The 14,599-nt window shown below is 57.7% G+C and carries 10 protein-coding genes; 4 read left to right on the top strand and 6 right to left on the bottom strand.

What is annotated here, in order from left to right:
* Positions 1 to 27: 27 nt before the first annotated feature.
* On the bottom strand, positions 28 to 2,733 hold the full coding sequence (malT, locus tag IM265_RS17810) for an HTH-type transcriptional regulator MalT (protein ID WP_193031688.1): 2,706 nt from the start codon (positions 2,731 to 2,733) through the stop codon (positions 28 to 30).
* 585 nt (positions 2,734 to 3,318) lie between these two features.
* Between malT and malP the strand changes: the two genes are divergently transcribed.
* Positions 3,319 to 5,712, top strand: a complete 2,394-nt coding sequence (gene malP / locus IM265_RS17805) for a maltodextrin phosphorylase (protein WP_193031686.1) — start codon at positions 3,319 to 3,321, stop codon at positions 5,710 to 5,712.
* A gap of 9 nt (positions 5,713 to 5,721) precedes the next feature.
* Complete coding sequence (gene malQ, locus IM265_RS17800) at positions 5,722 to 7,803, top strand: 4-alpha-glucanotransferase (protein WP_193031684.1); 2,082 nt, start codon at positions 5,722 to 5,724, stop codon at positions 7,801 to 7,803.
* 59 nt (positions 7,804 to 7,862) lie between these two features.
* On the opposite strand, the gene gntT is transcribed toward malQ, so the two are convergent.
* From gntT to gntX, 3 genes are all read right to left on the bottom strand, one after another.
* Positions 7,863 to 9,179: a gluconate transporter gene (gene gntT / locus IM265_RS17795; protein ID WP_028014680.1), complete on the bottom strand. Its 1,317-nt coding sequence runs from the start codon at positions 9,177 to 9,179 to the stop codon at positions 7,863 to 7,865.
* Between the two features lie 306 nt (positions 9,180 to 9,485).
* Positions 9,486 to 10,061, bottom strand: a complete 576-nt coding sequence (gene nfuA, locus IM265_RS17790; protein WP_003861601.1) for a Fe-S biogenesis protein NfuA — start codon at positions 10,059 to 10,061, stop codon at positions 9,486 to 9,488.
* A gap of 61 nt (positions 10,062 to 10,122) precedes the next feature.
* Complete coding sequence (gene gntX, locus IM265_RS17785; RefSeq protein WP_150145203.1) at positions 10,123 to 10,806, bottom strand: DNA utilization protein GntX; 684 nt, start codon at positions 10,804 to 10,806, stop codon at positions 10,123 to 10,125.
* Positions 10,807 to 10,842: 36 nt separating this feature from the next.
* Between gntX and bioH the strand changes: the two genes are divergently transcribed.
* Positions 10,843 to 11,616 carry a pimeloyl-ACP methyl ester esterase BioH gene (bioH, locus tag IM265_RS17780; protein WP_028014677.1) on the top strand — a complete coding sequence of 258 codons (774 nt, stop codon included), beginning with the start codon at positions 10,843 to 10,845 and terminating at the stop codon, positions 11,614 to 11,616.
* 111 nt (positions 11,617 to 11,727) lie between these two features.
* The gene (locus IM265_RS17775) at positions 11,728 to 11,997 is read left to right on the top strand and encodes a YdgH/BhsA/McbA-like domain containing protein (RefSeq protein ID WP_028014676.1); all 270 of its coding nucleotides are present in this window, start codon (positions 11,728 to 11,730) and stop codon (positions 11,995 to 11,997) included.
* 33 nt (positions 11,998 to 12,030) lie between these two features.
* On the opposite strand, the gene feoC is transcribed toward IM265_RS17775, so the two are convergent.
* Positions 12,031 to 12,267, bottom strand: coding sequence for a [Fe-S]-dependent transcriptional repressor FeoC (gene feoC, locus IM265_RS17770; RefSeq protein WP_041911908.1), 237 nt, complete (start codon positions 12,265 to 12,267; stop codon positions 12,031 to 12,033).
* 12 nt (positions 12,268 to 12,279) lie between these two features.
* Positions 12,280 to 14,598, bottom strand: a complete 2,319-nt coding sequence (gene feoB, locus IM265_RS17765) for a Fe(2+) transporter permease subunit FeoB (protein WP_100171212.1) — start codon at positions 14,596 to 14,598, stop codon at positions 12,280 to 12,282.
* Position 14,599 lies beyond the last annotated feature (1 nt).

The raw sequence follows: 14,599 nt of genomic DNA, 5'->3' as shown, positions 1-14,599 counted from the left end.
GGGGTGAGGGCATCAGGCCGCACAAAACTAAACTCCGTACCCCATCATCTTCAACAGCTGCTGCGCATGCTGTACCGCGTCCTGACGGTGCGCCACGCCCAGCTTCTGATACAGATTGCGAATGTGCGTTTTGATGGTGGTTGCCGCCACCGCCAGCTCACCGGCAATCTGCTCGTTACTGTATCCGGAATAGATCAGTCCCAGCACCTGCCATTCGCGCTGGGTGAGCGGGCTGGTGCGAATAAGCTCCGGCACTTCCGGGTGGTTCAGCAGGCGTTCAACAAAGTTCTCGTCGAAATGCGCAAACTTGTGGCGATGGTGCTGATTAATCTCGCGCAGGATTCGCTGGGCGCGATGCTGATCCAGCTCCGGCAGCGTGTTGAGCTGAATCAGCTGGCGCAGCTGCTGCGCCATCACTTCACCTTCAATCACGAAGTGGCTAATAAACCCGGTGCGGTTCGCCAGCTGCAAGGCTTCCAGCAGCACGCGCTGGGCGTCATTTTTGCGGCCCGCCTGCCAGTAAAGCTGGTTGAGCAGCAGCAGGTTGCGGTTCAGGTCGCTCATCAGACGCAGGCTGCGGGCGTTTTCGTTTAACTCTTCCAGCACAATTTCGGCAGGCTCAAAGTCACCCAGCAGGATCTGCACGCGGGCGATGTTGCGCCACTGGCTTTGCAGGAAGTGGTTATTGGCAAATTCCGGTTTAGGCGTCTGGCGCAGCCAGTTGGCGGCGGATTTTTTGTCCCCCGTCATCTGCCAGTAAATCACCCGAACCTTGTCGGCGTTCGATACCCAGTCGCTGTGGTACTGACCGTTGCCGAGCAGGTTTTCCAGACGGTTAAGGTGATTGCGGGCGTTATCCAGATCGCCACGCGCCAGCGAGCACTGCACCAGCAGGGCCAGACACTGCAATTGCTGCTGAGGCTGGAAGCCAGAGAGCACGTTCACACCCTGACGGGCGCAGCTTTCTGCTTCATCCAGACGCGACCATGCCCACAGCAGTTGAGCGCGAATACGCAACAGGAACTCGTGCATCGGCAGCTGTTCCAGGTGCTGTTCACGAATCAGCTGGAACGCTTTTTCCTGATTTTCCCAGGCGGCCTGCAGGAACCCCTGTGCGAATAAAATCTCGCTTTGCTGGATCAGGCTCCACAGGGCGTAGTGCCACACATCATGGCGGCGCGCCATCTGCTCGGTTTGCTGCATCAGCGAAAGGGAGCGCGTCAGTTCGCCCTTGCAGTGCAGCACTTCGCCGTGCACCGAGGTAGCCACAATCCGGCTGTAGAAATTCGCCAGCGGCAGTTCATCCAGCGCGATCATCGCCAGCCGTTCCGCTTCATCCGCATCGCCGTCGTTAATCGCGACCTGTGCCCGCAGGGCGTTAAATTCGCCGTGCAGGGTGATATCCATTTCGCTTTCCATCTCCTGCTCGGCGCGCGCCAGCAGGGTATTCACTTCGCTGTAGCGGTGCTGGCTCTGCATCAGCCAGGCCTGGAGCAGCACCAGGCGCGGGTTCTCCAGCAGGCTCTCCCACGGCAGGGCTTTCAACGACTCTTCCAGCAGCGTCAGTTCGCTGTGGTTAAACAGCCCCCACGCGTGGTTAAGCAGGATATCGCGCAGCATGCTGGCGTCACCGGCGGCAAGCGCGTGGTGAATGGCCTCGCTCGGGAAGCCTTGCGCCATCCAGCTTTCAGCGGCGGCGCGGTGGATTTCCGGCAATTCCGTTGCCAGCTCCCACTGGCAGCGCTGGCGCAGGAAGCTGCCAAACAGCGGGTGATAGCTGAACCACTCGCCGGGGTCGTCCATGCGCGTCAGGAACAGGCCCTGACGTTCAATCTCTTCCAGCTGCAGCTGACCGTTCTCACAGCCTGTTACGCGCACAATCAGCGCGTCGTTCATGGAGCGCAGCAGGGAGCTTTTCAGCAGGAAATTGCGGGTGGAGGGATCGACGCTGTTCAGCACCTCATCCACCAGGTAATCCGAAAGATGGCTGGCGTTGATGCCGGCCAGACGGCGCGCAGACTGGTGCGTCGGGCTGTTGTTTTGCCGGGCAGAAAGGGCAATCAGCTGTAGCGCCGTGGCCCAGCCTGCGACATCATCACACAAGCGGCTGCTTTCGGAGGCCTCAATGGGTGAGGTCAGGCGGCAGTCAAAGAACTGTTTCGCTTCCTGGTGGGTAAAGGCCAGCTGCTGGCTGCCCACTTCCAGAAGCTGATCGCGCACGCGCAGGTTGGCAATACCGAGCTGCGGCAGGTTGCGTGACAGCACGACCAGGGTCAGGTTTTCCGGCTGGTGGCGCAGGAAGAAGCGCATCGACTCATGGATAACCGGGTTCGTGATCAGATGATAGTCATCAATCACCACGTACAGCGGGCGATGCCATTCGGCCAGTTCGATAAACAGCTGAGAGAAAAGGGAGGACAGACTGGCGTACTGGCGCTTTTGCACCATTGCCTCGCTGGCGACGCAGTGTCCGTTGGTTGCCTGTTGAATAGCGGCAATCAGATAGCTGGCAAAACGCTCTTGCTGGTTATCGCCCTCGTCGAGGGAGTACCAGCCAAGATCGCTCTTACCTGCGGCCCATTGTGAAATGAGCGTTGTTTTTCCATAACCTGCAGGGCTCGTAACCAGCGCCAGTCGGAAATTATGCGCGCCGGAAAGTTTAGCCAGCAGACGCTCGCGGACCACTGTATGGTCAAGACGAACCGGGCGACTTAATTTTGACGGAATCAACATAGGTTTCACTTCACTGTGGGGAACGAGAGAATTTATTTTTTTTGCGCTTCGTAATTAATAGCTATAAGGTCGGTCAGAAAGAGAACTATTGCAAGTTATGTCTGGCTTTTGTGGCTCTGAATTTGCACTCTGTCACAAAACATTCCGGCCAGTACTGGAACTTTTTTGAAAAGGCTTTGATGCCGCGTCAATGCTGGCTTGTATGGATGTCACGAGGCTGGGCTGAAACTGGTTTCAGAAAGGTATAATGACGTCGAATTTAATAAACTTCGGGTAAAGTTGAGTGAGATTAATAATCTCCTTAGGCAGGAGCCGATTGCTGAAATATTATTCTCCGTAAGCAATCATTTCCGCGTGGATTAATTTCATCCAAAACCGCATTTCATTTCTTTGACATTCTCCCCGGTTACTTTTTTATCTTCCGGGCACACTCCAGCTATGCTCTCAGAGTGGCCTCGATCACACTTTTACGCTCATCCCCGCTACTCCTCCCTGTCTAATCCCCCACGGGAGGAGGAAGAGGTGAAATGAGCCAGGCACACTAGCGCCAACTTGTGTTTTCTTTCTAAAGGATGCCGATCCCCTATGTCACAGCCTACCTTCAACAAAGCTCAATTCCAGGCTGCCCTGACGCGTCAGTGGCAGCGTTTTGGCCTTCATGCTGCAAACGAGATGACGCCTCACCAGTGGTGGCAGGCGGTGAGCGGGGCGCTCGCAGAGCAGCTGGATGCTCAGCCCGTGGCGAAGCCCGTCAAAGGCCAGCGTCACGTTAACTATATCTCGATGGAGTTCCTGATTGGCCGCCTGACCGGCAACAACCTGCTGAACCTCGGCTGGTATCAGGAGGTGGGTGATGTGCTGAAAGAGCACGACATTAACCTGACCGACCTGCTGGAAGAAGAGATCGACCCGGCGCTGGGCAACGGCGGACTGGGGCGTCTGGCGGCCTGTTTCCTTGACTCTATGGCAACGGTCGGCCAGTCGGCGATTGGCTATGGCCTGAACTACCAGTACGGCCTGTTCCGTCAGTCGTTTGCCGACGGCCACCAGATGGAAGCGCCGGACGACTGGCATCGCAATACCTACCCGTGGTTCCGCCACAACGCGCAGCTGGACGTGCAGGTCGGCATCGGCGGGAAAGTGACGAAGCAGGGGCTCTGGGAACCGGCGTTCACTATTACCGGTGAAGCCTGGGATCTGCCGGTGCTCGGCTACCGTAACGGCGTGGCGCAGCCGCTGCGTCTGTGGCAGGCGAAGCACGCGCATCCGTTCAACCTGACCAAATTCAACGACGGCGATTTCCTGCGCGCTGAGCAGCAGGGGATCGACGCCGAGAAGCTGACGAAAGTGCTCTATCCGAACGACAACCATCTGGCGGGCAAAAAGCTGCGCCTGATGCAGCAGTACTTCCAGTGCGCCTGCTCCGTGGCGGATATTCTGCGTCGCCATCACCTGGCGGGCCGCAAGCTGGCGCAGCTGCCGGACTTCGAAGTCATTCAGCTTAACGATACGCACCCGACTATTGCCATCCCGGAACTGCTGCGCGTGCTGATTGACGAGCATCAGCTGAGCTGGGACGACGCCTGGGCCATCACCAGCCGCACCTTCGCCTATACCAACCACACCCTGATGCCGGAAGCGCTGGAGTGCTGGGATGAGAAGCTGGTGAAAACGCTGCTGCCGCGCCACATGCAGATCATCAACAAGATTAACGACCAGTTCAAAACGCTGGTGGAGAAAACCTGGCCGGGCGACAAAGCCGTCTGGGCGAAGCTGGCGGTGGTGCACGACAAACAGGTGCGTATGGCGAACATGTGCGTGGTGAGCGGCTTTGCCGTTAACGGCGTGGCGGCGCTGCACTCCGATCTGGTGGTGAAAGATCTGTTCCCGGAATATCACCAGCTGTGGCCGACCAAATTCCACAACGTGACCAACGGCATTACGCCGCGTCGCTGGATCAAGCAGTGCAATCCGCTGCTGGCCGGCCTGCTGGACAAGACCCTGAAGAAAGAGTGGGCTAACGATCTGGACCAGCTGATTAACCTGGAAAAATACGCCGACGATGCGAAATTCCGCGAGCAGTACCGCGCGATCAAGCTGGAGAACAAGGTTCGCCTGGCGGAGTTTGTGAAAATGCGTACCGGGATTGAGATCAACCCGAATGCCATTTTCGATATCCAGATCAAACGCCTGCACGAGTACAAGCGTCAGCACCTGAACCTGCTGCACATTCTGGCGCTGTACAAAGAGATCCGCGAGAACCCGCAGGCCGACCGCGTGCCGCGCGTGTTCCTGTTCGGGGCGAAAGCGGCGCCGGGCTACTACCTGGCGAAAAACATTATCCTCGCCATCAATAAAGTGGCGGCGGCGATCAACAGCGATCCGAAAGTGGGCGACAAGCTGAAGGTCGTGTTCCTGCCGGATTACTGCGTCTCGGCGGCGGAAATGCTGATCCCGGCGGCGGATATCTCCGAGCAGATCTCGACCGCAGGGAAAGAAGCATCCGGTACCGGCAACATGAAGCTGGCGCTCAACGGCGCGCTGACCGTCGGCACGCTGGACGGTGCGAACGTCGAAATCGCCGAGAAGGTCGGTGAAGAGAACATCTTTATCTTCGGCCATACTGTTGAAGAAGTGAAAGCCATCAAGGCCAAAGGCTACGACCCGGTGAAATGGCGTAAAAAAGACAAAGTGCTGGATGCGGTGCTGAAGGAGCTGGAAAGCGGCAAATACAGCGATGGCGACAAGCACGCGTTTGACCAGATGCTGCACAGCATGGACAAACACGGCGGCGACCCGTACCTGGTGATGGCGGACTTCACGGCCTACGTTGAAGCGCAGAAACAGGTCGACGTGCTGTACCGCGACCAGGATGCGTGGACCCGGGCGTGCATTCTGAACACCGCGCGCTGCGGCATGTTCAGCTCTGACCGCTCAATCCGTGATTATCAGGCCCGTATCTGGCAGGCAAAACGCTAAGGAAGCGCGATGGAGAGTAAACGTCTGGACAGTGCCGCGCAGGCGGCGGGAATTAGCCTCAGTTACATCAATGCGCACGGCAAACCGCAGTCTATTGGTGCGGACACCAAAAGACGTTTGCTGGATGCCATGCATAAAACCGACGCGAACGCGTCGGCTGCGCCGGTGCCAAATGTGAAGGTCTTTACCGCAGGCAAAAAGATGCCGCTTGCGGTGGAGGGGCGCGGCGAGTATAGCTGGCTGCTCACCACCGAAGAGGGGCATCAGCATAAAGGCCACGCCACCGGCGGCAAAACGTTAAATCTTCCGGCAAAGCTGCCGGAGGGCTATCACAGCCTGACGCTCACCCAGGACGAACAGCGTTTTCACTGCCGGGTGATCGTCGCGCCAAAACGCTGCTATGAGCCGCAGGCATTGCTCGAAGGCAAAAAGCTGTGGGGCGCCTGCGTGCAGCTCTATACGCTGCGTTCAGACAGCAACTGGGGGATCGGCGATTTTGGCGATCTGAAGAACATGCTGGCATCCGTGGGCGAGCGCGGCGGCGCGTTTATCGGCCTCAACCCGATCCACGCTCTCTATCCGGCCAACCCGGAAAGCGCGAGCCCGTACAGCCCGTCTTCCCGACGCTGGCTGAACGTGATTTACATCGACGTTAACGCGTTAGACGATTTCAAAAACAGCAAAGAGGCGCAGGCGTGGTGGAAGCTTGAGACCACCCAGCAGCTGCTGAAGCAGGCCCGCGATGCGGACTGGGTAGATTATGCCTCCGTGACCGCGCTGAAAATGGCGGCTCTGCGCCTGGCGTGGAAAGGCTTTGCGAAGCGCGACGACGAGCAGATGGCGGCCTTCCGCCAGTTCGTGATGCAGGAAGGTGAAAGCCTCTACTGGCAGGCGGCATTTGATGCGCTGCACGCGTATCAGGTGAAAGAGGACGAAATGCGCTGGGGCTGGCCGGTCTGGCCGGAAGCGTATCAGACCGTGGATACCCCTGAAGTCAAAGCCTTCTGTAAAAATCATGCCGACGAGGTGGACTTCTACCTGTGGCTGCAATGGCTGGCGTACAGCCAGTTTGCCGCCTGCTGGCAGGTGAGCCAGGGCTATAAGATGCCGATCGGCCTGTATCGCGATCTGGCAGTGGGCGTGGCGGAAGGCGGCGCAGAAACCTGGTGTGACCGTGAGCTTTACTGCCTGAAAGCGTCCGTCGGCGCGCCGCCGGATATCCTCGGCCCGCTCGGTCAGAACTGGGGCCTGCCGCCGATGGATCCGCACGTGATGGCGGCGCGCGCCTACGAGCCGTTTATCGACCTGCTGCGCGCGAACATGCAGAACTGCGGGGCGCTGCGCATTGACCACGTGATGTCCGTGCTGCGCCTGTGGTGGATCCCGTACGGTGAAACGGCGGATCACGGGGCGTACGTGCAGTATCCGGTTGACGATCTGCTGTCGATCCTGGCGCTGGAGAGTAAACGTCATCAGTGCATGGTGATCGGTGAAGATCTCGGTACCGTACCGGTGGAAATTGTCAGCAAGCTCCGCGACAGCGGGGTTTATTCCTACAAAGTGCTCTATTTTGAAAACGACCATGAGAAAACCTTCCGCGCGCCGAAAGCGTACCCTGAACAGTCAATGGCAGTCGCGACGACGCATGATCTTCCTACGCTCAGAGGCTACTGGGAAAGCGGCGATCTGACTCTCGGCAAAACGCTGGGCCTCTATCCAGATGAAGAGGTTCTGCGCGGACTGTATCAGGACCGCGAGCTGGCGAAGCAGGGGCTGCTGGACGCGCTGCACAAGCATGGCTGTCTGCCCAAGCGTGCCGGACATAAGGCGTCGCTGATGGCAATGACCCCAACGCTCAACCGTGGCCTGCAACGCTATATTGCCGACAGCAACAGCGCTTTGCTCGGCCTGCAGCCGGAAGACTGGATTGATATGGCGGAGCCGGTGAACGTTCCGGGCACCAGCTATCAGTACAAGAACTGGCGCCGCAAGCTGTCCACAACGCTTGAGACGATGTTTGCCGATGACGGGGTGAACAGGCTGATTAAAGATTTGGATAAGCGCAGAAAGGCGGTGGGTAAGAAGTCGTAATTTGCCCCTCACCCTAGCCCTCTCCCCAAAGGGGAGAGGGAACCGATCGAGCAGGAGAGTCAGAGAGCCATATTCAACAGCAGACACCCTACCAGGCCGCAGACCGAAATAATGGTTTCCAGCATTGACCAGGACTTGATGGTCTCACCGATGGTCAGGTTGAAGTACTCCTTGAACAGCCAGAAGCCCGGATCGTTCACGTGAGAGAAAATCACGCTGCCGGAGCCTACCGCAATAACCATCAGCTCAGGGCTGACGCCCGTGGTGGCAATCAGCGGCGCAACGATACCGCCCGCTGTAATCGCCGCAACGGTTGCAGAACCCAGCGCGATACGCAGCACGGCAGCAATAGACCACGCCATCAGGATTGGAGAGATATTGGTTTCATGCATCATGGAAGCGATGTATTTGTCCACGCCGCTGTCGACCAGCACCTGCTTGAACGCACCGCCACCGCCGATAATCAGCAGCATCATGGCAATGATTTTGATGGACGAGGTCAGCGTGTCGTTGATCTGATCCATGGAGCGGCCACGGTTCAGGCCGAAGGTGAACATCGCAATCAATACCGCAATCAGCGTTGCCATCACCGGGTCGCCGAGGAACTCGGCAACGGCCAGGAAAGCGTGGCCTTTCGGCAGGATCATCTCCGCCACGGCGCGCATTGCCATCAGGATCACCGGTACCAGCGAGGTCCAGACGCTGACGCCAAAGCCTGGCATCTCTTCTTCAGTGAAGGTTTTGGCGCTGTACAGGCCTTCCGGAATAGGCTTATCAATGCCTTTCAGGAAGCGGGCATACACCGGGCCTGCCAGAATTACGGTCGGGATCGCCAGAATCGTACCGAACAGCAGGGTTTTACCCATATCGGCGTGGAAGATGGTGGCGATGGCGGTTGGACCCGGGTGCGGCGGCAGGAAGCCGTGGGTCACGGACAGCGCAGCAGCCATTGGCACACCCACGAACAGCAGCGGGATGTTGGCCGCGGCGGCGATGGTGAACACCAGCGGCAGCATCAGCACGAAGCCCACTTCATAGAACAGCGCGAAACCGACAGTAAAACCGGTTAACACCACCGCCCACTGGATGTTCTTCTTGCCAAACTTTTCGATAAGCGTGGTGGCAATACGCTGCGCGCCCCCGCAGTCCGCCAGCATTTTACCGAGCATGGCACCGAAGCCCATGATCAGCGCCAGGCTGCCGAGCGTGCCGCCGACACCGGCTTTGATAGAGCTGATAACTTTAACCAGCGGCATCCCCTGCATCAGACCGACTGCAAGTGCCACCAGAACCAGAGCGATAAATCCGTTCATTTTGAAGCGGATCATCAAGAGCAGTAATAACACAACACCGATAGCAACGATGACTAATGGCATGATTTACCTGGCCTTTGAATTGTTATGGGTAACGTCATTGTTTCAACGACAAATTCCGGTTGTCCCAACTGGGAACAGAGTGGTTAACGGCACTCATACTGATGCCTGCGAAACAGTTAAGTTTAGTCGGCTGTTATAAGGGTGTTGAGTGCCCACGAGAATGATACGGGTAACATATCGTGGTTGAGAATCACCCGGTGAGGCAAAATTTGAATTATGAGACGCAGGTCAACATATAGAGGGGGAAGGCAAGGGAGTCAGGCCCGGTAAGCGCAGCGCCACCGGGCAATACAGACGGGTACTGAATTAGTAGTAAGAGTGCTCGCCACGCTGGTGCTCTGTCAGGTCGCGCACGCCTTTCAGTTCCGGGAATTCGTTCAGCAGCTGCTTCTCGATCCCTTCTTTCAGGGTCACGTCGACCATGGAGCAACCGTTACAGCCGCCGCCAAACTGCAGGATCGCCAGGCCGTCTTCCGTGATTTCCATCAGGGAAACGCGACCGCCGTGGCCGGCCAGTTGTGGGTTGATCTGGGACTGCAGCAGATACTCAACGCGCTCCATCAGTGGCGCATCGTCAGAGACTTTACGCATTTTGGCGTTTGGCGCTTTCAGGGTCAGCTGAGAACCCAGCTGGTCGGTGACAAAGTCGATTTCCGCATCTTCAAGATACGGCGCGCTCAGTTCATCGACGTAAGCGGTGAGCTGTTCAAATTTAAGGGCAGTGTCAGTTGCTTCCACAGCGTCCGGAGGACAATAAGAGACACCACATTCTGCATTCGGAGTGCCTGGATTGATCACAAACACGCGGATCTGCGTCCCTTCTTCCTGATTTGCCAGCAGTTTGGCAAAGTGCGCTTGTGCAGAATCGGAAATACGGATCATAGCTTTGGCCTAATAGTTGACTAAATTACCTGGGTATAATCATACGCCCATTGAAGAAGGGCTACAAGGTACGGCACAGACACCATACCTGAACCGACGCGGCGCCGCTTTGCAAAAGCAGTCGGGAAAGTTCAGCAACGGTACTGCCTGTGGTGACGACGTCATCCACGATGGCGATATGGAGGCCGTGGACCGGCAATTCAAGGCGAAAGGCGTTTTTCAGGTTCCTTTTGCGAAGCCGGGCGTTGAGCTGATGCTGGATGGCGGTGGCATGAACGCGAGTAAGCGCGCTGGCATCGTAGCGACAACCCAGCCACCGGGCGAGCGGGCGGCAGAGCAGGTCGCTTTGATTATAGCCGCGCCGCCAGTGCCGGCGTCGGTATAAGGGGACATTCACCACCATGTCGATTTTCGGCAAAGCGCGGGTTCGTCGCGCCTGTAAAACGGCCAGCAAAAGCAGGCGGGCAAGGGGCTGCGCCAGCGAACTCTGGCCGGAAAACTTCAGGGCGTGAATAAGCCCGCTCAGCGGCGGAACATAATCATCCACGGCCACCAGCGCGCTCCACGGCGGGGATTTTTTCAGGCAGCGGCCGCAGGGCAAATCGCGGCTCGCCGCCGGTAAACCACATTGCGGGCAGGTTGTGATATGCCTTTCCAGCGAACGCGTGCAGACGGAACAGACGCCCCACGCGCTGAGGGCAAGCGGCATTTTGCATAGCCAGCACAAGCCAGGCACTGTTAGCATGTGCAACCTCCATGTGAAAAAAGAGAACAGTAACTGATGAAGACGCTGTGGTGGCAGACCGTAGGGACAGGAAATTGCCATCTTGTGCTGCTGCACGGATGGGGCCTGAATGCGGAAGTGTGGCATTGCATAAGCGAGGAACTTGCCTCGCAATTTACGTTACATCTGGTTGATCTGCCGGGCTATGGTCGCAGCCGTGGCTTTGGCGCGATGTCGCTTGATGAAATGGCGCAGCACGTTGTAGACGCCGCGCCGCAAAATGCCATCTGGCTGGGCTGGAGTCTGGGCGGGCTGGTGGCAAGCCAGATTGCACTCTCCTGGCCCGAGCGCGTTAGGGCGCTGGTCACCGTGGCCTCGTCGCCATGCTTTAGCGCACAAGAGGCGTGGCCCGGCATCAAACCTGATGTTCTGGCGGGCTTCCAGCAGCAGCTGAGCGACGATTTCCAGCGGACCGTCGAGCGATTCCTCGCCTTGCAGACAATGGGCACCGAAACCGCGCGTCAGGATGCCAGAGCGTTAAAGCAGGTGGTGCTCTCCCTGCCGATGCCGGACGTTGAGGTGCTTAACGGCGGTCTGGAGATCCTGAAAACGGCCGATCTGCGCGAGCCGCTGGCCGGGCTGAGCATGCCGCACCTGCGCATCTATGGCTATCTCGACGGGCTGGTGCCGCGCAAAGTGGTCCCACTTCTGGATTCCCTCTGGCCGGACAGCGAATCACAGGTCATAGCAAAAGCCGCGCATGCGCCGTTTATCTCTCATCCGACGGAATTTTGTTCAGCGTTGGTTGCGTTAAGTCAACGTTTAGACTGATTATTTTCTATCCAGCCTGGAAAAAGTTACACACCGCAACCATACTCCAGATGTCGTTGCGGTTGTTCTGCCTACGATGATCAAAACAACAATCCTATGGAGAGTCAGGCTATGAAACTTGTTACAGGTATTGTCACTTCTCTGGTTATTGGGTCACTGTCATTTGGCGTTTTTGCGGCAAAAGAGCTGGAAAAAGATAAAGTTGCCGGGATGAATTTGACGAAAATTGGTGAGATTTCTACGTCTGACACCACCGCGCCGATGGATGCAAGAAAAGAGCTGTCGAAGAAAGCGGATGAGCTGGGCGGGACATACTTCGTCGTCACCAGCGCAGAAAAACAGACCAAAAACGTACGCGCTACTGCGGACGTCTATAAGTAATACGATAAAACCGGGCAGCAATGCCCGGCTTTATTATCGCAGTGCCCACCACTCCCTAAGACAGGCCTTTCCTTCCGGACAACTTTTACAACTGCCGGAGAGGCAACCCTCCGCTTCTTCCTGAATCCGCACGGCTTTCCCCATGGCTTCCAGGCGCTCCAGCATGGCATCGATCATCGGCTGCGGCGTATGCAGGCTAAGGCTGAGCTGTTTTGCCTCCATGCGTCCCTGCAATGCCAGTAAGTCACGAACCTGAATCAACGATGCCATCTGTTTTTCCCCTTAGTGACAGTCGCCAGCCGGGCTGTTGCAGCAGGTGGCCGGGGTTTTACGCGTCGCCAGCAGGTTGATATCTACGCGGCTTCGCGCCCGGCGCAGCAGGCCAATCACAATCACGTTAAACAGGATGACCGCCAGGATGCTGACCAGGCTGTAGCGCGGATGCTGGCTGAAGTTAACGGTCTGGTAAAACAGCGTCGCCAGCGAGTAGGCGATATTCAGCCCCCACAGAATGGAGAAGCCCATCCAGCCGCGGCTGGACTCACGGGCAATCGCCCCCATCACCGAGATGCACGGAATATAGAGCAGAACGAAGATCAGGTAGCTGTAGGCTGCGGACGCGCTGCCAAACTTCTCGCCCATCACGCCCATGGCACCGGTCGCCATTTCGCCGTCGCCTTTGCTGGCCTCAATCGGGTTAGCCAGCACGCTCAGGCTGAAGGTGTCTTTCAGGCTCTGCCAGGTCTCCTCTAAGGCAGCCAGCAGTTCGTCACCGAGGTGAAACTCCGCCGGGTTAAATTCCTGCTCCTGAATGTTCTCTGCGGTGTAGAGCGTGTTCAGGGTCCCGACGACCACCTCTTTTGCCATCGCACCGGTGAACAGGCCCACGGTCGCCTGCCAGTTATCCTCCTGTACGCCAATCGGTTTGAAGACCGGCGTGATGACGCGGCTGACGGAGGCGAGGGCAGAGTCGTTGATGTTATCTGCCGCCTGACCGGTGAGGGTGAAGCTGTTCAGCGCGCTCAGGAAAATACTGACAATAACAATCACCTTACCGGCGCGCAGCACAAAGCCTTTCAGGCGCTGCCAGGTCTGGATCGCCAGGCTTTTCAGATGCGGGACGTGATAGACCGGAAGCTCCATTACAAACGGTGACGCTTCACCGCGCATGATGGTGTGCTTGAGCATTAAGCCGGTCAGGATCGCCATCACGATGCCCAGCACGTACAGCGAGAAGACCGCCAGCGCGCCCTGCTGGCCAAAGAAGGCTGCCGCGAAGACGGCAAAGATTGCCAGACGCGCACCGCAGGACATAAACGGCGCCATCATAATGGTCATCAGTCGTTCACGCGGTGCATCCAGGGTGCGCGCGCCCATTACCGACGGCACGTTACAGCCGAAGCCGACGATCAGCGGGACGAACGATTTGCCCGGCAGCCCCAGCGCCTGCATCAGGCGGTCCATCACGAAGGCGGCGCGCGCCATGTAGCCGGAATCTTCGAGGAACGAGAGGAACAGATACATCATGCCGATCTGCGGTACCAGCGGCAGAACGGTGTTGATACCGCCGCCAATCCCCTGGGCAAGGAAGATGGTCAGCCATTCCGGGAAGTGCAGGGTGTAACCTACCCACTGAATACCGTGTACGAAGACCGCGACAGAACCAGCGTCAAAAATCGGCTGCAGCGCGCCACCGATGTTAATCGCGAGCAGGAACATCACGTACATCACCAGCAGGAAGATGGGCAAACCGAGGAAGCGGTTGAGCACAATCTTATCCACCGCCGCCGTGAAGCGGCTGGGCTCTGCGGTAAGGGCGTTGCTGACCACGTCGCAAATTGACGCAATGGCCTGATAACGCGCATCGGCGATGTGCAGCGCCGGATCGTCCAGCTCGTCGCTGAGACGGGCGAGGGCCACGTCCAGCTTATCCGCCGCATGTCCGGCATAGGCGCGGCTGTAGATATCCCCTTCCAGCATCTGCAGGCCGAGCCACAGCCGCTGTTTTGCAGGCATGCTGCTGTCCATCTCCTGCGCCAGCCGTTCGGCTTCGCGCAGCAGCGGCTGGGCGTAATGCACCAGCTCAACGTCGCGGTTTCCCGCGTGGCGGTCAATCGCCAGCTTAAGGGCGTCGATACCGCGAGCGCGGGTCGAGACCAGCGGAACCACCGGACAGCCCAGGCGCGCGGAGAGCGCATCGACGTCGATGCGCAGCTTTTGTTTTTCCGCAATGTCGAGCATGTTGAGCGCCACGATGCAGGGGATCCCCAGTTCCAGCAGCTGTAGCGTCAGGTAAAGGTTTCGCTCGAGGTTCGAAGCGTCGACCACGTTGATCAGCAGATCCGCGTCGCCGCCAAGAATGTAGTGGCAGGCAATTTGCTCATCGAGCGAAGTCTGGGATGAAATCGTGGTTAAGGAGTAGGTGCCGGGAAGGTCAACCAGGGTGACCTGATTGTCCGTTGTCGCGAACTGGCCTTCTTTACGTTCAACCGTTACGCCTGCCCAATTTCCCACGCGCTGGCGTGCGCCGGTTAACTGATTAAATAAGGTTGTCTTGCCGGAATTAGGATTGCCAATTAAGCCAATAGTTAATTTTTTCATT

This window comes from Enterobacter cloacae complex sp. P17RS, assembly GCF_014895885.1.
In the GTDB taxonomy this organism is placed as follows: Bacteria; Pseudomonadota; Gammaproteobacteria; order Enterobacterales; family Enterobacteriaceae; genus Enterobacter; species Enterobacter bugandensis.
The sequence above is the reverse complement of the archived record's forward strand: the minus strand, read 5'-3'. Positions and strand labels throughout refer to the sequence as shown.